This is a genomic window from Streptomyces sp. NBC_00414 (assembly GCF_036038375.1).
GTDB lineage: Bacteria > Actinomycetota > Actinomycetes > Streptomycetales > Streptomycetaceae > Streptomyces.
Window position 1 is genome coordinate 9,841,761 of the sequence record NZ_CP107935.1, and the last position, 22,321, is coordinate 9,864,081.

A 22,321-nucleotide genomic window follows, 5' to 3' on the forward strand; every position below is an offset into this window, starting at 1 on the left:
GCCTCTGCGGACCCGCACCCCCCGACACGCATCGAGCATCGAGCGACAAGCTACGGCGCCAACGCGGCGAAAGCCTCGTCGAGGAGTTCGACGAGGCTCAGGCGCCCGTCCGACCCGATCCAGTGGTCCTGGGCGACATTGAGGCAGTCCAGCGCGGCAGCGGCCCGCACCGACTGCGCGAGCGTCGGAGGGCCGGAGGTGCCCGCACGGTCGGCCAGGGCCTGAGCCAGGGCAGGCCGCCAGCGGTGCTGCTTCTCCAACTGGCGGGCGCGCAGGCCGGGATGGTCGCCGACGAGCCGGGCCGTGGCCAGAGCGCCCACCGGGTCGAGGCGATGACGTTCCAGGAGGACGTCCAGGGCGTGCCGCAGTGCCGACCAGTCGTCCTCGTCGGCGGGCCGCTCGCGGAGAGCCGCGGCGACCTTCAGGTCCAGTCCGTCGTAGGCCGCGAGAACCGCGTCCTCCTTGGTACCGAAATAGCGGAGCAGGGTGCTGCGCGAGACGTCGGCGGCCCGGGCGAGGTCGTCCAGGGTGACTTGGTCGAAGCCCCGCCGCCGGAACAACTCGAAGGCCACCTGGGCCAGTTCGGCTCGTACGGCCGCCCGTGCGATGTCCCTGGTCCTGCCGCGTCCGCCCGTGTTCACGTCGGGATCCTAACCGTGTGACGGCTTGCCGAGGAGGAGACTCAGTCACTAATCTGACACTCGGTTCCACATGTGGCGCCATGGTGCACCGGACGCGCCGACGTCGTACCACGTCCTCCAGGAAACGAGCCCCGCCACCCATGACCTCGACACAGGGATCGACCGTCCATGTCGCGACAGCGGACGGAACAGCCGACGCCTACCTGGCCCACCCCGACGACGGCCTACCGCACCCGCCGGTCCTGCTGTACATGGACGCTTTCGGGCTGCGGCCGCACCTGGAAACCATGGCGGACCGGCTGGCCGGGGCCGGTTACACGGTTCTGGTCCCCAACGTCTTCTACCGGTTCGGCCCGGCTCCGGTCGTGCCGCTTCCCGAGTTCGTCGACCCCGCCGACCGGCCGGAGATCCTCCGCAGCATCGGCGTCGCCGCCCGGACACTCACACCCGAGGGAGCCATGCGCGACGCGGCCGCCTACCTGGACCGGCTGGCCGAGTCGCCGCTGACCACGGGCGGTCCCGCGGGCGTCACCGGCTACTGCATGGGGGCGGGCCTGGCACTGCGGACGGCCGGTACCCACCCGGACCGGGTCGCCGCCGCGGCCGGATTCCACGGCGCCCACCTCGCCACCGAAGCACCGGACAGCCCTCATCTCGTCGCCGACCGCATCACGGCCGAGCTGTACTTCGGGCACGCCGACCAGGACTCCACCAACCCGGCCGACCAGATCGAGCGCCTGGAGAAGACGCTCACCGAGGCGGGAGTGCGCAACCGGAGCGAGGTGTACGCCGGCGCTCACCACGGATTCACCCAGGCCGACACGGCCATGTACAGCGCCGGGGCGTCCGACCGCCACTGGACGGCGCTCCTCGACCTCCTGGCGCGCAACCTCTAGGCACCACCAGCCGTCTCTGGGACGTGTCTTCAAGTGATCCGGTTCGGCGGGACGGTTCTTCAAGCGATCCGGTTCGGCGGGACCGTGCGGAGCCGACCTAGAAGGGCGGCTCCAGGGAGTACCCGTCCTCGCGGAGAGCGACGGCTTCGGTCCTCGCTTCGGCGGCCCGCTCTTCGGCTGCCCGCTGTTCGGCCACTGTGGGGTGGACGGCTATGGCCTCGGCCGCCCGCCCTTGCCGGACCAGGACCTCGAACAGTTCCCTACGTGCCTCGATCGTGCCGCGGTCCCGCAGTTCGGCGGCGGCCGCGGCGAGGTGGCCGGCGGTGCTGAGGAGGCCGGCCCTGACGATGGAGGAGTCGGTCCACGGGTCCGGGTGGGCCTCGACCACGGCGATCGCTTCCTCCGCACGGCCGAGACCGGCAAGAGCGAAGGCCAGCCAGTGGTGCTGGAACTCCTGATGGCCGTGATGGGGAACGGTGAGCGGATGCTCCAGGAGGCGGAGCAGTTCCTCGGGCCGGTCGAGGAGCGGGTGGACGAGCGGGCTCAGGAGGTTGGAGCAGTCGTACCAGCTGAAACCGGGTTCGGCCACGGTGATCGCGTCGTCCAGCCGGCCGTCCAGCAGCAGGACCGAGGAGAGCCAGGACCGGTACCCGACCCAGTCGTCGGCGGCGAGGGCGTCACGCATCACGGTCTCGGCCTCCTCGGCCCGGCCGCGGTCCCGGAGGGCGCCGGCGTAGATGTCCAGGACGGTGCGCGCCCTGTCTCCGGTGGCGAGCTCGCGCAGCTCGTCCAGCCGGTCGTGGCGTGCCAGCAGTTCGGCGTAGGCGGTGAGGGTGTTCTGGGTGAGGTGGCGGCCCTCGGTCATGTCCTCGCCGAGGATTCGGATCGCCTCGTCGGCGCGGCCCGCGCGTTCCAGCACCTGGGCCTGGAGCTCCTGTGCGTCCGAGCCGGAGTGGCCCCACCGGCCCTCTTCGCGGGCTCGCCGCGCGGCTTCGGCGTACGGGGCGAGCAACTCCAGCACCCGCTCGTCACGGTCCTGACCTTCGGTGATCTTCACCAGATCCGTCCGGATCCACGACTCACCGAGGTGCGGTACGAGCAGGTCGACGGCCTCGTCGACGCGCCCGGCCCTGGCGAGCAGTTCGGCGAAGTTCCGGCAAGCGGCCTGTGAAGTGTGGCCCTCCTCGGCCGGGCGGACCAGATCCAGGGCCTCGTCCGTCCGGCCCGCCCGCAGCAGGATGTCCGCCCGCGCCCACAGGGCTGTCCGCCACCCGGTCGCGACGAACGGGTCCATCACCTCCAGCGCCCGCGTGAACTCGCCCGACCGGCACAGCTCAGCCACCGCGCCCTCCGCGCAGAACCACTCGCCGCGCTCCTTCGCCGCCCGGATCACCAGGTCCAGGTGACCGCGCTCCAGCAGGAGACCCACTTTCCGGGGAGGAAGACCGCCGTAGTTGCCCGCCTGCCATGCAAGATCGTCCATGTTCACAGCTGGAAGGGTAGAAGCAGCCCCTCAGGCGTGCGCCGGGGGGTGGTCGATCCGAAGGTCGTTTCGGCGCTGCTGGGCGAGCAGTGTCCGGAGCATGCCGAACCGCGCCGATCGCCCGCTCGGCCTACGGCGGGGCGAACAAGGTCCGCCCTCTCCTCGCCGATCAGTCAGCCACGGTCCAGGGCGCCCCGTACTTCTCCGCCAGCGGTGCGATCTCCGCGGGCGACAGGAGACGCGGAGCGCGCTCGCCGAGTGCGAGGAGGAGCGCGGAGACCTCTTCCAGTTCCACCGCCGCCTCCACGGCCAGGGACATCGAAGGACCCGCGACGACCGGGCCGTGATTCTGCAGCAGCGCCGCCCGGAAGGGGAAAGGCAGTGCCTCCATCAGGTCGGCCTGCCCGCTGTCGCCGGGTGCGGCATAGGGCAGCAGGGGAGTCTGGCCCACACGCATCACGAAGTAGGGCGTCAGCGGGGGTATGGCACTGCGCTCGTGCCAGGGGGCCAGGCAGGAGACGGCCGCCGCGTGGCGGGAGTGCAGATGGACGACGGCCCGGGCGGACGCGTCGCGGCGGTAGAACGCCGTGTGCAGCGGGAACTCCTTGGACGGCTTCGGCCCGTCGAGGTGCGCTCCCGACAGGTCCAGGACGCTGAGCGCCTCGGGGTCCACGCGGGACAGGTCCGCACCGGTGGGAGTCAGGTAGACCCGTGAGCCTTCGAGGACGCTGAGGTTGCCCGAGGAACCGGGGCTGAGGCCGAGCGCCGCGAGATGGGCGCCCGCCGCGGCGAGTTCGGACCGGGGGCCGTTCGATCGCTGGTCGTTCATACGAGCGCGCTCCAGGCCTCGGTGAAGATGTCCGGGTCGCCGAAGTTGCCCGACTTCAGGGCCACGTCGATCGTCTGTCCGTCGTCGTGCGTGCCCCCGTACCCGTCGTTCCGGTTCCGGCAGGTGGCCCGGGCCCAGGTGACGCCCGGGGAGATGGGGGATCCGATGGTGAGCGTGCGCACGCCGAGCGCGGTGACCACCGAGCCGGACGTCTCGCCGCCCGCGACGAGCAGCCGTCGCGCACCGGCCGCGACCAGGCGCGTGGCGCAGGCGGCCAGAGCACGCTCCACCAGGGCCGACGCGGCGGGGGAGTCGTCCAGGTCGCTCAGGTCGCCGACCGCGTAGAGGAGCGGTGGCCGCCCCAGGTCGTGCTGCCAGCAGTCGCGGGCGAACGCGACCAGTCCGCCGACCGCGGCCTCGAAGTCGGCCCGCAGAGCGGCGAGATCGAGCTTGCGGTGCGGAAGGTGGGCGCGGGCGTGCGCCACCTGGGCGCGGGTCGCCGAGGACGCGCTGCCGGAGAGCACGACGGCCGGATCGCCGGGACGGGACACGGCTGCCGCACGTGCGGCAGCCGGGCGTGGGCCGGTCAGGCCGAGCGCGAGGCCCGCGGCGCCGGTGACGAGCGCGTGGTGCGTCGTGGCCGCCGAGACGGTGCGCAGGTCCTCGTCCTCGGTGGCGTCCACCACGACGAGCGCGTCGGCGAGGCCGGGATCGTCCAGCGCCGCCGCGAGAGCCCCGGCCCCGGCGCGTACGGTCTCAAGGTCCACCAGTCGTACGGGACGCGTGGTCTGCGGTGCCAGCAGCCGCCCCACGTGCGAGTCGCGCATCGGGGTGAGCGGATGGTGGCGCATCGGGCTCTCGTCGAGCAGCTCGTCGTGGACGAAGAGCCTCCCGCGGTAGACGGTGCGGCCGGTGGCCGGGAACGAGGGCACGACCACGGCACGCCGTTCCCCGAGCGTGTCCAGCAGCGCGTCGGCCACGGGACCGATGTTGCCCTCGGCCGTCGAGTCGAAGGTGGAGCAGTACTTGAAGTAGAAACGCCGGCAACCGGCCCTGCGCAGGGCGTTCAGCGCGGCGAGCGAGGAATCCACGGCCTCGGCGACCGGTGCCGTACGCGATTTGAGTGCGATGACGACCGCGTCCGCGTCGTCCACCGCGGCGCGCCCCGGTTCGTCGGCGATGCTGTCGGGGCCGACGGCCACCACGGTGCGGTAGCCGCGGGCGACCAGCGTCGTGGCGAGATCCGTTGCTCCGGTGAAGTCGTCGGCGATGGCCCCGAGGGTCGGCATCAGGCCTCCTTGCAGTGGGTGGATGACTGAGTATGTGAAAAAATGTTAACAGACTTTACGTAGCTGGGATCTGCTGATACATCTTGTTAACGCGCTCCTCCGTGACTCTCGCTACGCCGACGAGTCCGTACCCGTGCCGCAGCACATCGCCGGGAGCACATCACCGCAGTACGGCGCCACCGCGTCACCGCGACGCGCCCGTCATCCAGGAGGGGTCCATGAACCTGCACCACTTGTTCGCCGACACAGGCGACCGGACCGTGCGCTACGCACTGTCCGGAGCCGGCGGCGGCTTCGCCCGGACCCTGCTGGCCCAGACGCCCCGCATCCCCGCTCTGGTGCCCGCCGTTCTCTGCGACCGCGACGTACCGCGCCTGCACGCGATGCTCCTGGAACTCGGATACCGCGCCTCCGACCTGAGCGTCTGCGCGACCCCGGACGAGGTGGCCGCCGCCGCACAGGCGGGGAACATCGTCCTCGTCCCGGACGGCACCCTGTTGTCCGCCGCGCCGTGGGACATCCTGGTCGAAGCGACCGGCAGCCCCGCCGACGGCTACGCGATGGCACACGAGGCCCTCACCGGCGGCCGGCACGTCGCCATGGTCAGCAAGGAGGTCGACTCCGTAGCGGGCCTGCACCTCGCGGACCTCGCGCAGGACAACGGCGTCGTCTACACCACGGCGGACGGCGACCAGCCCGCCAACCTCATCGGCCTGGTGACCTGGGCCCAGTTCCTCGGCCTCGACATCGTTGCCATCGGCAAGTCCAGCGAGTACGACCTCGTCCTCGACCCCGACAAGGGCACGGTCACCCAGCTCGACACCACCGTCCCCGCCCCGCAACTCGCCGCGCTGCTTTCCCTCGGCGACGACGTGCCCGCCACCCTCGCCGCCCGCGCGGCGGCCGTGTCGGCACTGCCGGTCGGCGCCACCGCCGACTACTGCGAGATGGCCGTCGTCGCCACCAGCACCGGCTTCCGCCCCGACGTCGAGCGCCTGCACTACCCGGTCGCCCGCATCGCCGAACTCGCCGACGTCTACGCGCTGCGCGAGGACGGCGGGCTGCTCCACCGCGCCGGAGCGGTCGACGTGTTCAGCGCACTGCGGCTCCCGGACGAAGCGTCCTTCGCCGGTGGCGTGTTCGTCGTCGTCCGCACCGGCGACCAGGTCACCTGGGAGACCCTGCGGGGCAAGGGCCACGTCGTCAGCCGCGACGGCCGCTACGCCGCGATCTACCTGCCGTACCACCTCATGGGCGTCGAGACGCCGGTCTCGCTGCTCTCCGCGGTCCTGCACCTCCGCCCCTCCGGGGGCACCGACCCGCGCGCCCACGCAGCGCTGGCGGGCCGCGCGCAGCAGGACCTGCCCGCCGGGACCGTCCTTGCGATGGGCGGCCACCACCACGACGTGACCGACGTCCAGGCCGTACTGCTGCGCGACGAGGACACACCCGCCGACGTCGCCCCGCTCTACCTCGCCGCCCACTGCACACTTGCCCGCCCGGTCGCCGCCGGTGGACTCATCCGGCTGGCCGACCTCGCCGACGCCGACGAGAACCTGCTGAAGGCCTGGACCCTGGGCCGCGCCTCCCGCGCCACTTCCCCCGAAAAGGTCGGCTGATGGACACGGACATCCAGCATCTGCTGCTCGGCGTGGCCGCCGTCGCCGTCCTGATCGTGCTGATCACCAAGGCCAAGCTGCACCCCTTCCTGGCGCTGAGCATCTCCGCGCTGGGCCTCGGGCTCGCCGCCGGGATCGGCCCCGGCAAGACCGTCGAGTTCTTCCAGACCGGCTTCGGCGACGCCCTCAAGAGCACCGGCCCCACCATTGGCCTCGGCACCATCCTCGGCGGCATCCTGCTCGGCTCCGGCGGCGCCGACCGCATCGCCACCGTGTTCATCGGCGCACGGCCGGTCAAGTGGATCCCCACCGCGATCACCGCGGCGGCCCTCCTCATCGGTATGCCGCACCTGTTCGACGTCAGCTTCGTGATGCTCGTACCCCTCGTGTACGCGGTCGCCAAGCGCACCGGCACCCACCTGCTCTACGTCGGACTGCCGATGGCGGCCGGGCTCTACATCTCGCACGGCCTGCTGCCCCCGCACCCCTCGCCGACGCTCGCCGTCTCCGCCTACGGCGCCAACACCGGCCTGACCATCATGTACGGCCTCATCATCGGCATCCCGATCGCCGTCATCAGCGGCCCGCTGCTGACCAAGGTCGCGAGCCGCTGGTTCGGACCCGCCCCCGACCTCGACAAGGGGCCCGTCCCCGAGCCCGAGCCGCTGCCCGAGAACCAGCGGCGGCCCGCGTCCTTCACCCTGGCGCTGATCACGGTGCTGCTGCCGCCGGTCCTCATGCTGATCGGCACGGTCGGCACGTCCCACACGGCCGAGGGCACCTTGCCGTACGCGTTCTTCGAGGCCTGCGACTCCTCCGTGCTGTCCCTGCTGGCCGCCGTCGTGTTCGCCTTCTTCGCCCTGGGCGTCCGCTCCGGCTTCGGCCTCGGACAACTCCAGAAGATGGCGGGCAAGGGACTCGGACCGGTCGGGGGCATCGTCCTGATCCTCGGCGCCGGCGGCGGCCTCAAGGCGATGCTGACCGCCACCGGCATCGACAAGCTCATCTCGGACTACGCCGTGGACTGGTCGATACCCCCGCTGCTCCTCGCCTGGCTCGTCGCCGCGCTGCTGCGGATCTGCCTCGGCTCGGCGACGGTCGCGACCGCCGCGGCCACCGGCATCGTCGCGCCGCTGCTCGGCGCCTACCCGGGACTGTCTCCCGAACTGATGGTGCTGGCCAGCGCCTCCGGTGCCGTCATGCTGTCCCATGTGAACGACTCGGGTTTCTGGCTGTTCAAGGAGTACTTCCAGCTCTCGGTGTCCCAGACCTTCCGGACCTGGACACTGATGCTCTCCCTGCAGTCACTGCTCAGCCTGGGTGGAGTATTGCTCCTGAGCACGTTCGTCGGCAGCTGACGTGACGAGCCGGTGAGACACGTCTTGGTGAGACAACAGGAAGGACCATCGACGATGGCCGAGGACCGCTCCCTCCCGCTGATTCCCGACCAGCGGCGCGAGCAGTTGCTGAAGCATCTGCGCCGCGACGGAGTGCTCAGCGTCCAGCAGATCACCCAGCTCCTCGGTGTCTCGCACATGACCGTCCGCCGCGACATCGCCGAACTGGAGCGCCAGGGGCTGGTCTTCTCCGTACCGGGCGGCGCCCGGATCGCCAGCCACCTGCAGAGCGAACCCAGCCACCAGGCCAAGACGCTCATCGAGCAGCCCGAGAAACAGGCCATGGCCGCCGAGGCCGCGCGCCTGGTGGAGGACGGCATGACCGTCTACCTCGACGCGGGTACGACCCTGTCGGCCATGGTTCCGTTCCTCGTGGACCACACCGCCCTGACCGTCGTCACCAACGACTTCACCACCGTGGACCTGCTGATGGCCGCCGCTCCCCACCTCGACCTCATCCACGTCGGCGGGAAGGTGGAGTCCGCCAACCGGTCGAGCGTCGGCCGCCTCGCCGCCACCGTCCTGCGGCAACTCGCCCTGGACATGGCCTTCATCAGCACCAGTTCATGGGACCTCCTGCGCGGGGTGACCACCCCCTCCGATCTCAAGGTGGAGGTCAAACAGACCGCCATGGAGTGCACGGGCACGTCCGTACTCGTCGCGGGATCCTCGAAGTACGGCACCTTCGGCAAATACCGGGTGGCCGCCCTCGGCGCGTTCGACACGGTCATCACCGACAGCGCGCTGGCCGACGCGGCGGCCGAAGGCGTACGAGCCTCCGGAACCGAACTGCATCTGGTCAACCCCTAGCGGACTCAGGGCGGTTCACGCGGCGGGCCGGGAGAGCAGGTCGACCAGTTCGGCGCCCCGGCCGGTCAGCCGCTGGCGCACCTCCCGGCCGTACCGCTCCCGCTGCAACAGGCCCGCTGCCTTCAACTGCTCGCAGTGGTACGTGATGGTGCTTGCGCCCACGTGGAGGAGCCCGGCGAGTTCACTGACCGTCGCGGGCGGCTGCACCGAGCGGAGCACGCCTGCCCTGACCGGTCCCAGCAGCTGGACGAGGCCGTCCTCGCGCGGTGCCCTCGCGGTCGGCGAACCCAGACGCCCCACGCCCGGCACGGGGTAGCTGAACCAGACCACGTCGTCCTGGTCGAGGCTGTAGAGGGAGGGGGCGGTGCCGGAGACCACGGGGATCAGAACCAGTCGCCGGCCACCGAGTTCGAAACGCTCCCTCCCGCACGGCGGCAGCGCCAGCGTCCCGTCCGCGTAACTCACCCTCGGGCTCAGACCGGTCAGCACCCCGTCGAGGTTGCGGCTCACCACCGCGGAACCCACCCGCTCGGTCTCCTTGCCCAGCAGGGCGTCGGCCCGCACCCAGAGAGGCTCGAGCTGCCGCCAGGCCGCGTGCACCACGTCGCCGGTCAGCGCCAGAAGATCGGGTATCCAGCCACGGCCCGGCGCGAACAGCGGACGCAGGGTGTCCGCCGAGGCCGGCAGGGCGGAGTCGACCGCGTCCCGCCACCGCCTCGGCACGCCCTGCCGCGCGCCGCCCAGCACCTCGTTCAGCACGGGGAACAGAGAGGCGCCGGGGGCCCGGCCCAACTCGACGCGCACCTCGTCCAAGGGGCCGAGAAAGAGACGACTGTCGGTCAACGAGACAACCCCCTGCGGAACGACCGTCCTGCCGGACCGTCTCCAACCCCTGCTGAGAAACCCCTGCTGAGACCGACGCTCCGGCACCGGTTCCTCCCGACGCCACGAAGGGCCCGGGAAAAGCCGTCGGCAGGTACTGTGCGCGCAAGGCTAGTGAGGACCCCGGTCGCACCGGCCCTGACATGTGTCAGGGGTCGCACGAGTGAGCCCGGACGACAGCCGAACGCCTATCGCGACGGGGGGACCCGGTAGACGGAGACGTGGGAACGCGACTCGGCGGTGAACGCCGTGCCGTCCCAGTCCGCGTGCCTGGATTCCGGTTCGAAACCCGCGAGTTGGGCCATGAGGTCGAGTTCGGCCGGCCAGATGTAGCGGTGCGGGCTGCGGAACAGCTGTGCCTGCTCGGTCCCGTCGAACCGGAAGTGGTGCGACACGACCTGCTGGTGCAGGACGTCGTAGGTGTCCAGGCCGATGTAGTCGGGATCGGACTGCCAGACCGTGGCAGTCCGGCCCGGCGGAAGACTGCGCAGCTCGGGTACCCAGAGCTCGATCACGAACCGGCCACCAGGTGTGAGATGGCGGGCGGCGTTGCGGAAACACTCGACCTGCTCGGCCTGTGTGAGGAGGTTGGAGATCGTGTTGTAGACGAGGTAGACCAGGCTGTACTCCCCGGGGGCGACGGCCGTCGCCATGTCGCCGACGACGACGGGGATCGTCGTTTCGTCGGCCTTGGCGCGCAATTGCTCCACCATCGGCAGTGACAGCTCGATGCCGGTGACGGGGACGCCTCGCCCGGCGAGCGGAACGGCCACCCGGCCGGTCCCGATGGCGAACTCAAGAGCCGCTCCGTCCCCCGCGAGTTGTGCGAGGCGGTCCACGGTCGGGCCGAGCGTCTCGGGTGCGAACATGCCGGTGCCGGGTGTGTCGTACCGCCGGGCGGTGTCGGTGTCCCAGATCTTCTGCGGATGCATTCCGTCAACGCTCGCCGTCCGTCCAGGCGTTGTCCAACGAATAAGCGCATCCAGGTACGAGGTCCGCTGGGAGGCTCGTCTTCCCTGCGCGGCGCCCTCTATGACAGACAGTCAGTCGGCGGTTCAATGGGATGTCGTCCCGTCGGTGCGAGTGGACCGAGGTGAGGTTGTGGCGTGAAGGCGATCGTCGTGGGAGCGGGCATCGGCGGACTGGCGGCGACACTGAGCCTGCGCCGTGCCGGCCATGAAGTGACGCTGGTCGAGCAGACACCGCGGTTCACCGAGATCGGGGCCGGTATCCAGCTCGCGCCCAACGCCACGCGCGTCCTGCGACGGCTGGACCTGCTGGACGAGGTCGCCGCGTACGCGTACCGCCCCTCCGAGGTGTACTTTCGCACCTGGTCCGACGGGACCGACGTCTGCCGCTACCGGCTGGGACGCGAGGTCGAGGATGAGTTCGGGGCGCCCTACCTGCTCCTTCACCGGGCCGATCTGCACCAGGCCCTCGCCGCCGCGGTGCCGTCCGGGTCGGTGCGCCTGGACACCACGGTCGTGGGAATCGACCAGGACGACACGGCCGCCCATGTCACCACCGCGAGCGGCGAGCGCCTGGACGCGGACCTGGTCGTCGCGGCCGACGGGATACGGTCCGCGGTCCGCCAGTGGCTCTTCGGCGCGGACAAGGCGCTCTTCTCGAAGACCGCCGCCTACCGGGCGCTGCTCCCGGCCTGCGAGGTGGCCGATCTGGACCTGCCCGAACTCGCCGTCTGGATGGGACCGAGCCGCCACTTCGTCCACTACTGGGTACGGCGTGGGGAACTGCTCAACGTGGTGGCCGTGTGCACGGCGGACGAGACGGAGCGGACCCAGGAGTCGTGGACGGCGCGGGCCGAACCGGGCGAGCAGCTGGGCGAGTTCGAGGAATGGGACCCCCGGGTGCTCAGTGTTCTGGAACGCGCCGGTCAGGTGCTTCGCTACGGCATCCACACCAGAGCCCCGCTGGAGCGGTGGAACGTCGGACGAGTGACCCTGCTGGGTGACAGCGCCCACGCGATGGTGCCGTTCCTGGCCCAGGGCGCGGCCCAGGCGATCGTGGACGCGGCCGTCCTCGGCGACGTACTCAAGGACGCGACGACGGCCGATGTGCCCGACGCGCTCGACCGGTACGTACGCCGGCGGCTGGCGACCGCCACGAGCGTGCAGGCCGGGGCCGTGCGGGCGGGCGAGGAGTTCCACCTGCCGGACGGCCCCGAGGCCCGGGCCCGCGACGCCCGTATGGCGGCACACGCGGCGGAGAACAGGTTCATGCCTCAGTCGGCCGGGTGGGCGGACGACGCCCCCTCCTCCCGGTCAGAGGGATGAACGGGCGGTGCGTTCCCGGCTGAATTCGAGGGAGAGGGCGAAGCACCGCTCCACCTCGGCGTCGGGGAGGCCGTACCAGAGGTGGTCGGCTCCGTCGATCAGCCGCAGGTCGGCGGGTGTTCCGGCATCCCGCAGCGCGGCGGCCAGCCGTACGCCCTGGTCGCTGGGGACGATGTGGTCCCGCGTGCCGTGCAGGATCAGGAAGGGCGGCGCGTCGGCGCCGGCATGATGGACGGGGCTGGCGTCGCGGGTGCGGTCGGGCATGTCGGCGGGAGCGCCTCCGACCATCATCGCCTCGAAGGTGTGCCCGTCGGCGGGGTCCTCGGCGAGTGCGACGAGGTCGGTGGGCGCGTACCAGGTGACGCAGCCGGTCATGGGCGGCACTGAAGGGTTGCGACGGGGCGAGGTGAGCGCGAGCAGAGCGGCCAGGTGGCCGCCCGCGGACTCGCCCCAGACGACGGTTCGGGCCGTGTCCAGGCCGAGTTCACCTGATCGCGCGTGCAGCCAGGCCGACGCGGCGGAGAGGTCGTCGACCTGGGTCGGGTGCACGGCTTCGCCGCTGAGCCGGTAGCCGGGGCAGGCGACCGCGAACCCGGCCTGCGCCAGGCGGGCGAAGGGGCCGGGCTGCCAGGAGCGGAACGCCGGGCCCGGATCGTCGCGCAGCCCGGTGCGCCAGGCGCCCCCGTGGACGAAGACGATGACCGGAAGGGGCCCCGTCGGATTCTCGGGGAGCCACAGGTCCAGTTCCAGGGGCCGGTGGCCGTCGGGCACCAGGTAGGGGACGCCGCGCAGCAGCCGTACGCCGGGAGCGGGCCGGGCCGCGGGTGGCAGGGGCAGCCGGATCGGGTCGGCGGGTGCGAGGAGCGCGGCGAGGTCGGGCGCCAGGGGCATGGATCACTCCGGAGTACGGAGCCGGGGCGGCGGCTCAGTGGGCGAGACGGGGCAGCAGACGGTGTGCGTTGTCGGTGGTCAGGGAGCGCCAGGTGGCGCCCTCGACCGGGACCGGGGCCGCGTCGACCGAGGCGACGTGGGCTTCGGCGGCGGCCGGCGGGGTCCAGCAGTAGTCGCTCCCGTACAGCAGCCGGTCGGGGCCGACCAGGCTCAGGAGCGCGGGGACCTGGCGGGGGAAGGGGGTGCCGGCGAGGTCGTAGTGCAGGCGGCGCAGTTGTGCGAGGGCGTCGGGAGCACCCCGGTCGTCGGGCATGAACAGCCTCATGAAGCCGTTGACGCGGTCGGCGAGCACGGGCAGGGCGCCACCGCAGTGGGGAACGACGACCTTCAGGTCGGGGTGGCGTTCGAGAGTGCCCGCGAACAGCAGGTCCGTGACGGTCCGCGCGGTGTCGAAGATGAACTCCACCATGGGGCGCGGCCGTTCGAGCGCGGACTGCTGCCAGCACACGGGGGAGGTGGGGTGGAGGAAGACCACGGCGTCGCGGCGCGCGAGTTCCGCGAAGACCGGCTCCAGCCTCGCGTCACCGAGGTAGACGCCATGGGTGTTGGTCTCCAGGACCACACCGTCGGCCCCGAGGGTGTCGAAGGCGTACGCGATCTCGTCGAGGGCGCCGTCGACGTCGGGCAGCGGCAGCGAGGCGAACAGGCCGAACCGGCCCGGGTGTTCGCGAACCACCTGGGCGCTCTCCTCGTTGACCTCGCGCGCCAGCCGCCCGGCCTCGGCATCGTCTCCGAAGTGCACGCCGGGGGAGGAGAGCGACAGCATCGCGGTGCCGATGCCACAGCGGTCCATCAGGTCAAGGTGTGCGGCGGGGGACCAGGTGGGCCAGCCAGGCATGCCGTCGGGCAGTTCGTGCCCGGCTGCCCTGGCCTGACGGACGTAGGACTCGGTGACGAAGTGGGCGTGCACATCGATGAGTCGGGGAGCTTCAGTGGCTGTCATGGGTGGACTCCTGGAAGGTGGCCGGGCCGGGACCGCCGGCCTCGGGTGACACCGGACGGCGCCGGGCGGCACGGCTGCAGATCGCGGTGACGGTCCGCTCGCCCGCGACGATGCCCGCCAGCCCGGTGAGACCGATGAGCGGGGGCGCGGGGGAGGGGACCGACAGGCACCAGTAGACGGCGCCCATGAACAGTCCCGCGACGAAGGCCAGCACCGCGTGTTGGGTGAAACGGCCGGCTCGGGCGGTCCTCGGGGCGGTCACAGCGCCGCCAGGACGGCTTGGCCGAGCAGCATGCCCAGCAGACCGAACAGTGCGATCGGCGGCGGCGCGGGAGACTTGACCCGCATCATCGCGTAGAGAGCCCCGACGAGCAGTCCGGCCGCCAGCGCCTTGAAATAGGGCATGCCGCTCATCCCTGCGTCTGCGTACGCCACTGGTGATCGGGCAGGAAGCGCACGTCGTACTGCTGGGGTACGGTGCCGAACTTGTGCGGCTCGGGTACGTACGGCCGCTGCGGCAGGCCGAGTTCCTCGGTGGGTGTGCCCAGGTTCTCGAAGAACCGCTCGAAGGTGCCGCCGGGTCCGGCCGCCACGCCGACGATGCGGCTGTGATGGCGCTCGATGCGGTAGGCGTGGGGGCAGTTCTTCGGTACGAAGCCGAAGTCGCCGGCGGTCAGCAGCCTCTCGTACTGCTCGCCCGCGGTGTCCTCGACGAACAGGCGTACCGCGCCGTCGGCGATGTAGAACACCTCGTAGGTGTCCGGGTGCGAGTGCGCCGGGATGATGTCGCCCTTGGGGCCCTCGGCGGTGAAGAAGTTGAACGTGTTCTCGGTCTGTTCACCGCCCGCGTAGACGGTGAACAGGTCGCCGAAGAGGTGTGCGCGGTCACCCATGCCCTTCTCGATGAAGTACGGCTTGCCCGGATCGGAGGGGATGCGCGAGGCGGCACGGTGGCGGGTGGCGAATTCAGCGGTCATGTTCTCTCCCGGAGGTGGCTCACGGAGGGCACGGCGACATCTCTATGTCAGGTAGCCTGACATGAGAATTGGCTGCGTGGCAATGCCCCGACCTAAGCTCGAAGCCCCTGTGCATCCGTTCTGAGGAACCCATGAAGCCCGTTGGCACTCCGCTCCCGCAGCTGCTCCTCGACGCCCGCCGCTGGTTCGACGGGGCGTTGGTGGCGACGTTGGAGCAGGCGGGGATGGCGCCCATCTCCCCGACGCAGGCCCAGTTGTTCGCCGCGCTGGACGAGAAGGGCACCACGGTCTCCGAGCTGGCCCGGCGCATGGGCGTCACCCGCCAGACCGCGCATCAGGCCGTGCACAGCCTCATCGGCATGGGGCTGCTGGAGCAGATCCCCGACCCCTCTTCCGCCCGCCGGCGGCTGATCCGCCGCACCGGCGAGGGCGCGGCGGCGCACCTCGAAGCGATCTCCGCCCTGACGGCACTCGAAGAAGAACTCGCGCTGCGCATCGGCCGCCACTCCGTCGACTCCCTGCGTGCCGCGCTGGAGGCGCCCCGGGGGGACCCGCCCACGCTTGAGATCCGGCCCGTGGGCAGGCCGGGGTCGGGGTCAGGGTCGGGGGGCTGAGCCCCCTGGGCCGAGCCCGGTGCGCCGGGCCCTCTGAACAGAGCCCTGGGGGCCGTCAGCCCCGGTCTGCGCGGTGCTCCTGCGACAGTGAGTCGGCGAGGTGGGCGAGAGTCTCCGCGAGTACCGGCAGCAGGGCGTCGGGGATCTTGTCGAGGACGCGGTTGCGGGCGCTGGCCAGATGCGCGGGCTGCGCCGCCCGCATGGTGTGCAGGCCGGAGTCCGTGAGGACGGCGTCGTTGCCCCGGCCGTCCTGACCGTGGCGTTCCTTGCGGACCAGTCCGTGCTTGCCCAGTCCGTCGACGACGCGCGTGATGCGCGACGGGGTGAGGCCGGCGGCGTCGGCGAGCGCGGACATGCGCATCCGGCGGTCCGGAGCCGAACTGAGGAGCAGCAGGACGGCGAACTCGGTCATCGTGACACCGGTGCGGGACATGTCGTCCTCCAGCGTGCGGGGCAGGGCGTGGACCAGGCGGCCCAGGCTCTGCCAGAGCTGGAGCTGTGCGGGGGACAGAGGGGCGGGATCGGCGTCGGCAGCCATGTCGGCCAGTGTATTTGACGAGGCAAGCAACCATCGACATTATTGCTGGAGCAAGCAAATATGGAGGCACCATGAAGATCCTCGTCACCGGCGCCACCGGCTATGCCGGCCGCCGCGTGTCCACCGCCCTGGCCCGCGCCGGGCACACCGTCCTGGGCCTGACCCGCGACACCGCCACCGAGGCTGCCCGCGATCTCACGGTCGACGAAGTCACCCCTGTACAGGGCGACTTGTCCCGGCCCGAGTCATGGCGTGACCATCTGGACGGCACGGACGCGGTGGTGCACCTGCTGATGGACATGAGCGACCCGGTCGGCACCGACCGGCGCCTGTTCACCGAACTGGTCGAGGCGCAGGAGAGGGACGGTCGGCGCCGTCACCTGGTCTTCACCACCGGCATCTCCGCCTACGGCCGCACCGGACCGGCGCTCATGGACGAGAACACCCGGGGCAACCCCGAGAGCCCCATAGGCTTCCGCTTCGCCCTGGAGAAGGAACTCGCCGCCACCGGCCTGTCCCACACGGTGGTCCGCCCCGGCTTCATGTACGGCGGCCCGGCCACCACCTCCATGACCGGGCAGTGGTTCGCCGGAGCCGAGGCCGGCGAACCCGTCTTCTACGGCGACACCACCAAGCGGTGGAGCTGGATCCATGTCGACGACCTCGCCGACGCCTACGTCCGTGTCCTCGACAACCCCGCGGCCGTCGACGGCGAGGTCTTCGTCGTCGCGGACGACCAGCGTCTGAGCGCCCTGGACATGCAGCGCGTCGCTGTGAGCGCAGCCGGTTGGACCGGTGGGATCGCCGAGGAGAGCGCCGAAGCGGGCGGCATGCTGCAGATGGCCGCCGATCAGGACGAACTCGTCACCAGCGCCAAGGCCCACCGCCTGCTCGGCTGGCGCCCCCGCCACGCCTCCTTCACCGACGCGCCCGAGCGGCACTACCGCGCCTGGAAAGCCGCACGTCGGGCCACCTGACTGCTCCTCGAAGGCCCAAGGACACAGGGCGCCGTCCTTGCTGTCCTTGCCGCTCTTCGGGTCAGTCGGACCGGAGGTTCTCCAGCGTCGACCGGGTGTCGGTCTTCACCCATCGCGAGACCTCACTTATCTCGGGCGGCGACGTGGTCCCGTAGGAGGTCGTGTAGACGTTCCAGCTCATCTGGTACGTCATCCAGCCGTCGCGCACCGCGAGAGTCACCGCCCGGCTGCCGCCGGTCGACGAGCCGGTCGTGGTGTCCTCGGTCACGAGATAGGCCTCGTCACCGAAGCCGGACACCTTCGCCACCTCGTAGTCCTCGTACCGCTGGCTGTACTCGGACCACAGCGCGGTGAACTCGGCCGACGGATCGGTCTCCTTGTGGAGATCCATCTGTACCGAGAGATACGCGTCGGAGTAGGAGGTGCTCGACGAGGACGTCTTCAGGGAGATGCTGCAGTAGCTCTGATCGATGGCCTTGTGCTTCAGGGAGTTGTGCGTGGGGGCCGTGCCCTCCCCGGAGTACTCGGTCCTGAGGGCGTCGTAGTCGACCGAGGAGCAGAGATTGGACCTGGCCCGGTATCCCGCCAGATCCGCATCGCCGCCGAGCGGACCGAAGAGGAAGATCCCGCCGGCCCACAGGGCGGAGGCGACGACCGCACCCGCCGCCGCCCACAGCACCGCGCGCCCCGCGCCGCTCTTGCCGCCGGTCGGCGGGGGAAAACCTGACGGCTGCCCGTACGTGTAGTGCGGGGCCGGAGGATAGGCGGGCGGGGGGCCGTAGGTGTTCCCCGGCTGCGTGCCCTGGTACGGGACCATCGGGGGCTCGGGTCTCGGCGGTGAGGACTGCGGGAGTTGTGCCTGCGACCGGTCCGCTGGTGACTGATGTGTCTGCGACTGGTGCGAGGAGGTGGGCTGGTCGGGCGACGGAACGGCGGGGCCGGGCGGAGCGGTGGAGCCGGGGGGAGGCGACGCCTGCGGTTCGGGCTGCGCCGGGACGTCTTCGGGCCGATTCTGCATCCTGTGCTCCTTCTCCGAAGGGCAGTTCTCCAGAATCGACCTTCCCGCATCGACCATCGCGTAGTCGTCGCCGCGGTCCTCGACGAGGTCTCCCGGAAGCCGATGTGCGGCCCGGCTGAGCGGCCTGCCTGAACGACCGCGGCCACGGGGCTGTTTGTCCGTCGGATGTGCCCGCCTCGCGCCCGCAGCGGAGGACGCGGGCATGAGGCGGGCACACGATCGGCCGGAGGGGTCCTAGCCGATGTTGAAGTCCAGGTTCGTCACGTACCAGGAGTCCTCGATCTTGCTGGACTGGACGTTGATGTCCAGCTGGTCCGCCGTCACTCCGGTGGAGTGGGACAGGACGATCTCGTCGAGGGTCTGCCCGTCGATGGTGATCTTCTCGGCGGGGAACTCCACGGTGTCGCCCTTGGCCGGGACCTCGGCGACCTCCACCTTCGGGTCGTCGCTGGGCGGCTCGGGCGTGAACGACTCACCGAGCTGCTTGACGGTCGCGTCGATCTGCTTCCTCTCGGGAGCGTCGTCGGCGCACGTCTTCTCACTGCCGACCGTCGCGGGCTTCGACCCGCTGGCCGGCTCCGCCATCACCAGGCAGGCGTCCTTGGGCTCGCCCTTGACGACCGCGGTGACCCACGCGGCGACTGCTCCTTCGGCCGTGGACCGGTCGGCGGCCGAGGCCGGCGACGACGCCGAGGCGTCCGAGTCCGGCTTCTTGTCGGCCGCGGGCGAGCCGCTCGCGGGCGACTTCTTGTCCGCGTCGGAGTCCGAGTCGCTCGAACATCCGCCGAGAGCCACGACCGCCGCCAGCGCGGCTCCCGTGATCGAGCTGATCCGTCTCGCCCTCTGATGCACTAACACCACTCCAAGCGCCTTTCCTGTGAACGTACCTATGCCTCAGCGGCACCATGAGCCATCTCTCGTCACAGTGCCGCCTCAACCATCAAGACGGCGCGCGGAGCCCGGCGGTTCAACTTTTGACCGCTCGGTTTCAGGCGAACTGCCATAGGTGGTCATCGGTGCCGTTGTCCTCGAACTGGACGACATGTGCGCTGTTCTGGGTGGACATACCGTCCACTCCCAGGACCTTCCCACTGTGCTTGTTACGGATCAGGAACCAGCCGTTCCCCGCGTCGGCGAAGGCCCACAGATGGTCGTCGGTGCCGTTGTCCTCGAACTGCACGACGTGCGCGCTGTTCTGGGTGGACATGCCGTCGACCCCCAGGACCTTCCCGCTGTGGCCGTTGCGGATCAGCGACCATCCGTCGCCCTGGTCCAGGACCTGCCAGGCATGGTCCCCGGTGCCCGAGTTGTCGAACTGGACCACGTGGGCGCTGTTGTCGGTGGACATGCCGTCCACGGCGAGCACCTTCCCGCTGTGCTTGTTCCGGATCCGCCGGTACGGGCTCTCCGGCTGCCAGGGCGTGCCGGCGGGGGAGGCGGTCGGAAAGGACGCGATGCGGAGCCGGGCCGCACCCATGGGGATCAGCGTCACCTGCTCCACCGCGCCCGCGGACCGGGCCGGACTCTGCTGCAGCGGGGCCACCACATGCTCGTCGTCGGCGATCCACTCCGGGACACGGCGGGCCTCCGCCGTGATCGAGACGGGGGTGGCCGACTGCGTGAACGGGTTGGCGGCGACCGGACCCGGGGCCCGACGCACCTCCAGGCCCCCGCCGGGCACCAGCCCGTAGTTCCAGGGTGTCGTGGCATGGACCTCGTACTCGGGGAAGGTCGCGTCCCCGCCGTAGCGGACGTATCTCTCGCCGATGCGCAGTGCGTAGGTGAGCGGGCCGTGGCTGACACTGACCGAGTTCCGGTTTCCGGACCAGGTGTGCACGGTCGTGCTCTGCGGCAGGCGCAGCGAGACCCGGTCGCCGTCGGCCCACGTGCGTTCCACACGTACGAAGGCCGGTCCGCTCCGCGCCTGCACGCTCTTCCCGTTGACCTGGAGCCGCGGCGCCGCGCACCAGCCCGGTATCCGCAACAGCAGCGGGAAGCGGACGGAACGCGGTGTGGAGACGGTGAAGTCGACCGTCTCGCCGAACGGGTAGTCGGTCTCCTCGGTGACGGTGACGGTCGTGCCGCCGGCCACCTGTGTCCTGACCCGGCAGGCCGCGTACATCGCCGCGGCGAGCCCGCCGTCCGGGGTACCGAGCCACAGTTCCTCGGCGAAGTAGGGCCATCCCATGCCGTAGTTGTGCGGGCAGCAGCGGTACTGGTCGATGCCGGGCTGGAAGGACTGCATGGCGAAGCCGTTCTGGAACTGCCCCTGCGTCTTGCGGGAGTTGTCCAGGTCGACGCTGTTGGCGCTCGTCACGTAGTGCACCCCCTTGCCGTCGGGATCGAGGGAGGCGGGCAGCATGTTGAAGGCCAGCTCTTCGCACCGGTCGGCCCAGAGCGGATCTCCGGTGACGCGCGTGAGCAGCTCGTGGCTCGCCATGAACTCGACGACACCGCAGGTCTCGAAGCCCTGCCGCGGGTCGCCGAAACCGGGCCTGATGTTCTCGTCACCCGCGAAGCCCCCACCGGGGAACCGGCCGTGCGCCGCGAGGAGTTCGGTGTACGTGCGATAGCTGGCGCGGGTGTGCTCCGCGGACCCGGAGCGCTGGGCGTACTGGGCCGGCTCACGGAAACCCTGCGCGATGTTGACGTTGTGGGCGTTGGGCAGCGCACCGGTCCAGTCGGCGCCCCACGCGTGCATCTTGTCGACCAGGTCGAGGAGGAAGGGCTCCGGCGCCCGGCGATACAGCCACAGGGCGATGTCCATGCAGTCGCCCCACCGCTGCGACACCCAGCTGGTGTCGAAGGCACCCTTGCCCTGGGTGTTCATGTACCGCAGGAACCGGGTGAGGAAAGGGACGACGCGGGTGTCGCCGGTGAACTCCTCGAAACTGCGCAGCGCCTGCAGGAGAGGGAGGAACGGCCAGAAGTCGGGGCCGCCGTTGAGTGCGGTCCGCAGTGCGCGCGGCCCGAAGAAGCCGTCGCTCTGCTGGGTGGCGAGGATCGCGTCGATCCAGCGTCGCGCCCGGTCGAGCGCGGCGGTGTCCCGGGTGACGGCGGCCAGCGGCACGTAACCGCGCAGCCAGTACGGCAGCTCCTCCCAGGCGTTGTTCTCGGGGTGGACCCACCCGCTCGTGGCGAAGTCCAGGAAGTGGGACTTCTCCGTGAGACGGCCGCAGAGTCCGTCCAGCTGCAGCCGCAGCTGACCCGCGAGCCAGCCGCGCGGGACGATGCTGCCGGGCTTCAGCCGGAGGAAGGCGTCGGCGGCCACATCGGCAGCCGCGTCGGCGGCCACCGGGGGTGTGGCGGCGGCGACGGGTCCGGTGTTCATCAGGGGTACGCCCGCACCGAGGGCGAGGCAACCGGTGCGCAGCAGATGGCGTCTGTCGATCGGCATGTCACTGCTTCCTGTTGGGGGAGAGGAAGTGGCCACCGACGGCTGCCGTGGAAGGGCGGGCGGACGTCGGCCGTGAGCGGCGGAACAGAGGCTGTACAACGTTGGAAAGTTCGGCTTGCGGCATCACAGCACGCCGTGCGGCGGCTGTCCAGAGAGATGACAAGGACATGTCCGTTGGGACTGCTGCGGGGCCGGGCGCGGCGTCGTATGGTTGACCCGCCTGTTCTGACGTGCGGACCGGTGGCCTCGGCGACGCCGAGCCTCCTGTCGCCGGCCGCCGCCATCCCCGGGAGAGTCCATGGGCACCCAGTTCGAGGCCACTGTCGACATCGACCGTCCCATCGACGAGGTCTTCGCCTTCCTCGCGGACGGCACCAACGATCCGAAGTTCAGCCCCCGAGTGCAGAAGATCGACAAGAAGCCTGCCGGGCCGACGGCCGTCGGCACGGTCTTCCACAGCACCGTGAAGGACGCCGGCATGAAGACGGGACGGGAGTTCGAGATCACCGAACTCGTCTCCCCGAGCCGGATCCGCTGGAGCGAGCGGTCACGGAATCTGATCACCGCGGCCGACGGCGGCTACGACCTTGAGCCGACGCCGAGCGGCGGAACCCGCGTCCGCATCTTCAACGTGCTGGAGGGCCACGGCATCGGAAAGCTGCTGCTGCCTCTCGCGGGGGGCGCGGCACGCAAGGACGCCCCTGCCTTCGGGCAGCGCATCAAGGCGGCCGTGGAGTCCTCTTGAGCCCGAGAACCGGCCCACCTG

General features: G+C 70.7%; 23 protein-coding genes. 8 read left to right on the plus strand and 15 right to left on the minus strand.

Annotated features, from left to right (window positions below):
• Positions 1-50: 50 nt before the first annotated feature.
• The gene (locus tag OHS59_RS42105) at positions 51-641 is read right to left on the minus strand and encodes a TetR family transcriptional regulator (RefSeq protein ID WP_328498606.1); all 591 of its coding nucleotides are present in this window, start codon (positions 639-641) and stop codon (positions 51-53) included.
• Positions 642-781: 140 nt separating this feature from the next.
• On the opposite strand from OHS59_RS42105, the gene OHS59_RS42110 reads away from it, so the two are divergent.
• Positions 782-1,537 (plus strand): dienelactone hydrolase family protein, encoded by a 756-nt coding sequence (locus OHS59_RS42110; protein ID WP_328498607.1) that lies wholly within the window; start codon positions 782-784, stop codon positions 1,535-1,537.
• A 97-nt stretch (positions 1,538-1,634) separates the two neighbouring features.
• Here the strand turns inward: OHS59_RS42110 and OHS59_RS42115 are convergent, their stop codons facing one another.
• The 3 genes from OHS59_RS42115 to otnK form a co-directional block, all read right to left on the minus strand.
• The gene (locus OHS59_RS42115; RefSeq protein WP_328498608.1) at positions 1,635-3,020 is read right to left on the minus strand and encodes a tetratricopeptide repeat protein; all 1,386 of its coding nucleotides are present in this window, start codon (positions 3,018-3,020) and stop codon (positions 1,635-1,637) included.
• Positions 3,021-3,189: 169 nt separating this feature from the next.
• Positions 3,190-3,849: a class II aldolase/adducin family protein gene (locus tag OHS59_RS42120; RefSeq protein ID WP_328498609.1), complete on the minus strand. Its 660-nt coding sequence runs from the start codon at positions 3,847-3,849 to the stop codon at positions 3,190-3,192.
• Positions 3,846-5,138 carry a 3-oxo-tetronate kinase gene (otnK, locus tag OHS59_RS42125; protein ID WP_328498610.1) on the minus strand — a complete coding sequence of 431 codons (1,293 nt, stop codon included), beginning with the start codon at positions 5,136-5,138 and terminating at the stop codon, positions 3,846-3,848. Before otnK ends, OHS59_RS42120 begins: the two co-directional genes overlap by 4 nt.
• Positions 5,139-5,356: 218 nt before the next feature.
• Here otnK and OHS59_RS42130 point away from each other — a divergent pair, with 218 nt between their 5' ends.
• From OHS59_RS42130 to OHS59_RS42140, 3 genes are read left to right on the plus strand one after another with little or no spacing between them, the layout of a single operon-like run.
• Positions 5,357-6,757: a homoserine dehydrogenase gene (locus tag OHS59_RS42130; protein ID WP_328498611.1), complete on the plus strand. Its 1,401-nt coding sequence runs from the start codon at positions 5,357-5,359 to the stop codon at positions 6,755-6,757.
• Complete coding sequence (locus tag OHS59_RS42135; RefSeq protein ID WP_107017198.1) at positions 6,757-8,115, plus strand: GntT/GntP/DsdX family permease; 1,359 nt, start codon at positions 6,757-6,759, stop codon at positions 8,113-8,115. Before OHS59_RS42130 ends, OHS59_RS42135 begins: the two co-directional genes overlap by 1 nt.
• Before the next feature lie 54 nt (positions 8,116-8,169).
• Entirely contained in the window at positions 8,170-8,964 is a 795-nt protein-coding gene (locus tag OHS59_RS42140) for a DeoR/GlpR family DNA-binding transcription regulator (protein WP_328498612.1), read from the plus strand.
• A gap of 15 nt (positions 8,965-8,979) precedes the next feature.
• On the opposite strand, the gene OHS59_RS42145 is transcribed toward OHS59_RS42140, so the two are convergent.
• Both OHS59_RS42145 and OHS59_RS42150 read right to left on the minus strand, forming a co-directional pair.
• A complete protein-coding gene (locus tag OHS59_RS42145; protein ID WP_328498613.1) occupies positions 8,980-9,807 on the minus strand; it encodes an ArsR/SmtB family transcription factor in 828 nt (275 codons plus the stop codon).
• Positions 9,808-10,034: 227 nt separating this feature from the next.
• Positions 10,035-10,778 carry a class I SAM-dependent methyltransferase gene (locus OHS59_RS42150; RefSeq protein WP_328498614.1) on the minus strand — a complete coding sequence of 248 codons (744 nt, stop codon included), beginning with the start codon at positions 10,776-10,778 and terminating at the stop codon, positions 10,035-10,037.
• Between the two features lie 174 nt (positions 10,779-10,952).
• Between OHS59_RS42150 and OHS59_RS42155 the strand changes: the two genes are divergently transcribed.
• Positions 10,953-12,140 carry an FAD-dependent monooxygenase gene (locus OHS59_RS42155; protein WP_328498615.1) on the plus strand — a complete coding sequence of 396 codons (1,188 nt, stop codon included), beginning with the start codon at positions 10,953-10,955 and terminating at the stop codon, positions 12,138-12,140.
• Here OHS59_RS42155 and OHS59_RS42160 read toward each other — a convergent pair.
• The 5 genes from OHS59_RS42160 to OHS59_RS42180 are packed head-to-tail and all read right to left on the minus strand — an operon-like array spanning position 12,129 to position 15,011.
• On the minus strand, positions 12,129-13,031 hold the full coding sequence (locus tag OHS59_RS42160; protein WP_328498616.1) for an alpha/beta hydrolase: 903 nt from the start codon (positions 13,029-13,031) through the stop codon (positions 12,129-12,131). The two genes, OHS59_RS42155 and OHS59_RS42160, sit on opposite strands and share 12 nt — an antisense overlap.
• Positions 13,032-13,065: 34 nt before the next feature.
• Positions 13,066-14,034 carry an amidohydrolase family protein gene (locus OHS59_RS42165; RefSeq protein WP_328498617.1) on the minus strand — a complete coding sequence of 323 codons (969 nt, stop codon included), beginning with the start codon at positions 14,032-14,034 and terminating at the stop codon, positions 13,066-13,068.
• Positions 14,021-14,248, minus strand: a complete 228-nt coding sequence (locus OHS59_RS42170; protein WP_328498618.1) for a XapX domain-containing protein — start codon at positions 14,246-14,248, stop codon at positions 14,021-14,023. The genes OHS59_RS42165 and OHS59_RS42170 overlap by 14 nt, the downstream gene beginning before the upstream one ends.
• 44 nt (positions 14,249-14,292) lie before the next feature.
• Positions 14,293-14,439 carry a DUF1427 family protein gene (locus OHS59_RS42175; RefSeq protein ID WP_328498619.1) on the minus strand — a complete coding sequence of 49 codons (147 nt, stop codon included), beginning with the start codon at positions 14,437-14,439 and terminating at the stop codon, positions 14,293-14,295.
• 5 nt (positions 14,440-14,444) lie between these two features.
• Positions 14,445-15,011 (minus strand): quercetin 2,3-dioxygenase, encoded by a 567-nt coding sequence (locus OHS59_RS42180; protein WP_328498620.1) that lies wholly within the window; start codon positions 15,009-15,011, stop codon positions 14,445-14,447.
• A gap of 131 nt (positions 15,012-15,142) precedes the next feature.
• Between OHS59_RS42180 and OHS59_RS42185 the strand changes: the two genes are divergently transcribed.
• Complete coding sequence (locus tag OHS59_RS42185; RefSeq protein ID WP_328498621.1) at positions 15,143-15,625, plus strand: MarR family winged helix-turn-helix transcriptional regulator; 483 nt, start codon at positions 15,143-15,145, stop codon at positions 15,623-15,625.
• 55 nt (positions 15,626-15,680) lie between these two features.
• On the opposite strand, the gene OHS59_RS42190 is transcribed toward OHS59_RS42185, so the two are convergent.
• On the minus strand, positions 15,681-16,163 hold the full coding sequence (locus tag OHS59_RS42190; protein WP_328498622.1) for a MarR family winged helix-turn-helix transcriptional regulator: 483 nt from the start codon (positions 16,161-16,163) through the stop codon (positions 15,681-15,683).
• Between the two features lie 71 nt (positions 16,164-16,234).
• Between OHS59_RS42190 and OHS59_RS42195 the strand changes: the two genes are divergently transcribed.
• The gene (locus OHS59_RS42195; RefSeq protein WP_328498623.1) at positions 16,235-17,140 is read left to right on the plus strand and encodes an NAD-dependent epimerase/dehydratase family protein; all 906 of its coding nucleotides are present in this window, start codon (positions 16,235-16,237) and stop codon (positions 17,138-17,140) included.
• Between the two features lie 61 nt (positions 17,141-17,201).
• On the opposite strand, the gene OHS59_RS42200 is transcribed toward OHS59_RS42195, so the two are convergent.
• The 3 genes from OHS59_RS42200 to OHS59_RS42210 form a co-directional block, all read right to left on the minus strand.
• Positions 17,202-18,158, minus strand: coding sequence for a hypothetical protein (locus OHS59_RS42200; protein WP_328498624.1), 957 nt, complete (start codon positions 18,156-18,158; stop codon positions 17,202-17,204).
• 234 nt (positions 18,159-18,392) lie between these two features.
• Positions 18,393-19,010, minus strand: a complete 618-nt coding sequence (locus OHS59_RS42205) for a hypothetical protein (RefSeq protein ID WP_328498625.1) — start codon at positions 19,008-19,010, stop codon at positions 18,393-18,395.
• 136 nt (positions 19,011-19,146) lie between these two features.
• Entirely contained in the window at positions 19,147-21,555 is a 2,409-nt protein-coding gene (locus tag OHS59_RS42210; RefSeq protein ID WP_328498626.1) for an RICIN domain-containing protein, read from the minus strand.
• 298 nt (positions 21,556-21,853) lie between these two features.
• On the opposite strand from OHS59_RS42210, the gene OHS59_RS42215 reads away from it, so the two are divergent.
• Positions 21,854-22,300 (plus strand): SRPBCC family protein, encoded by a 447-nt coding sequence (locus OHS59_RS42215; RefSeq protein ID WP_328498627.1) that lies wholly within the window; start codon positions 21,854-21,856, stop codon positions 22,298-22,300.
• Positions 22,301-22,321: the final 21 nt, after the last annotated feature.

What these genes read in the sequence shown, in the direction of transcription:
- OHS59_RS42110 (WP_328498607.1), top strand. Translation starts at nt 782, where the DNA reads ATGACCTCGACACAGGGATCGACCGTCCATGTCGCGACAGCGGACGGA.
- OHS59_RS42115 (WP_328498608.1), bottom strand. Translation starts at nt 3,020, where the DNA reads ATGGACGATCTTGCATGGCAGGCGGGCAACTACGGCGGTCTTCCTCCC.
- OHS59_RS42120 (WP_328498609.1), bottom strand. Translation starts at nt 3,849, where the DNA reads ATGAACGACCAGCGATCGAACGGCCCCCGGTCCGAACTCGCCGCGGCG.
- otnK (WP_328498610.1), bottom strand. Translation starts at nt 5,138, where the DNA reads ATGCCGACCCTCGGGGCCATCGCCGACGACTTCACCGGAGCAACGGAT.
- OHS59_RS42130 (WP_328498611.1), top strand. Translation starts at nt 5,357, where the DNA reads ATGAACCTGCACCACTTGTTCGCCGACACAGGCGACCGGACCGTGCGC.
- OHS59_RS42135 (WP_107017198.1), top strand. Translation starts at nt 6,757, where the DNA reads ATGGACACGGACATCCAGCATCTGCTGCTCGGCGTGGCCGCCGTCGCC.
- OHS59_RS42140 (WP_328498612.1), top strand. Translation starts at nt 8,170, where the DNA reads ATGGCCGAGGACCGCTCCCTCCCGCTGATTCCCGACCAGCGGCGCGAG.
- OHS59_RS42150 (WP_328498614.1), bottom strand. Translation starts at nt 10,778, where the DNA reads ATGCATCCGCAGAAGATCTGGGACACCGACACCGCCCGGCGGTACGAC.
- OHS59_RS42160 (WP_328498616.1), bottom strand. Translation starts at nt 13,031, where the DNA reads ATGCCCCTGGCGCCCGACCTCGCCGCGCTCCTCGCACCCGCCGACCCG.
- OHS59_RS42165 (WP_328498617.1), bottom strand. Translation starts at nt 14,034, where the DNA reads ATGACAGCCACTGAAGCTCCCCGACTCATCGATGTGCACGCCCACTTC.
- OHS59_RS42175 (WP_328498619.1), bottom strand. Translation starts at nt 14,439, where the DNA reads ATGCCCTATTTCAAGGCGCTGGCGGCCGGACTGCTCGTCGGGGCTCTC.
- OHS59_RS42180 (WP_328498620.1), bottom strand. Translation starts at nt 15,011, where the DNA reads ATGACCGCTGAATTCGCCACCCGCCACCGTGCCGCCTCGCGCATCCCC.
- OHS59_RS42185 (WP_328498621.1), top strand. Translation starts at nt 15,143, where the DNA reads ATGAAGCCCGTTGGCACTCCGCTCCCGCAGCTGCTCCTCGACGCCCGC.
- OHS59_RS42190 (WP_328498622.1), bottom strand. Translation starts at nt 16,163, where the DNA reads ATGGCTGCCGACGCCGATCCCGCCCCTCTGTCCCCCGCACAGCTCCAG.
- OHS59_RS42195 (WP_328498623.1), top strand. Translation starts at nt 16,235, where the DNA reads ATGAAGATCCTCGTCACCGGCGCCACCGGCTATGCCGGCCGCCGCGTG.
- OHS59_RS42200 (WP_328498624.1), bottom strand. Translation starts at nt 18,158, where the DNA reads ATGCAGAATCGGCCCGAAGACGTCCCGGCGCAGCCCGAACCGCAGGCG.
- OHS59_RS42210 (WP_328498626.1), bottom strand. Translation starts at nt 21,555, where the DNA reads ATGCCGATCGACAGACGCCATCTGCTGCGCACCGGTTGCCTCGCCCTC.
- OHS59_RS42215 (WP_328498627.1), top strand. Translation starts at nt 21,854, where the DNA reads ATGGGCACCCAGTTCGAGGCCACTGTCGACATCGACCGTCCCATCGAC.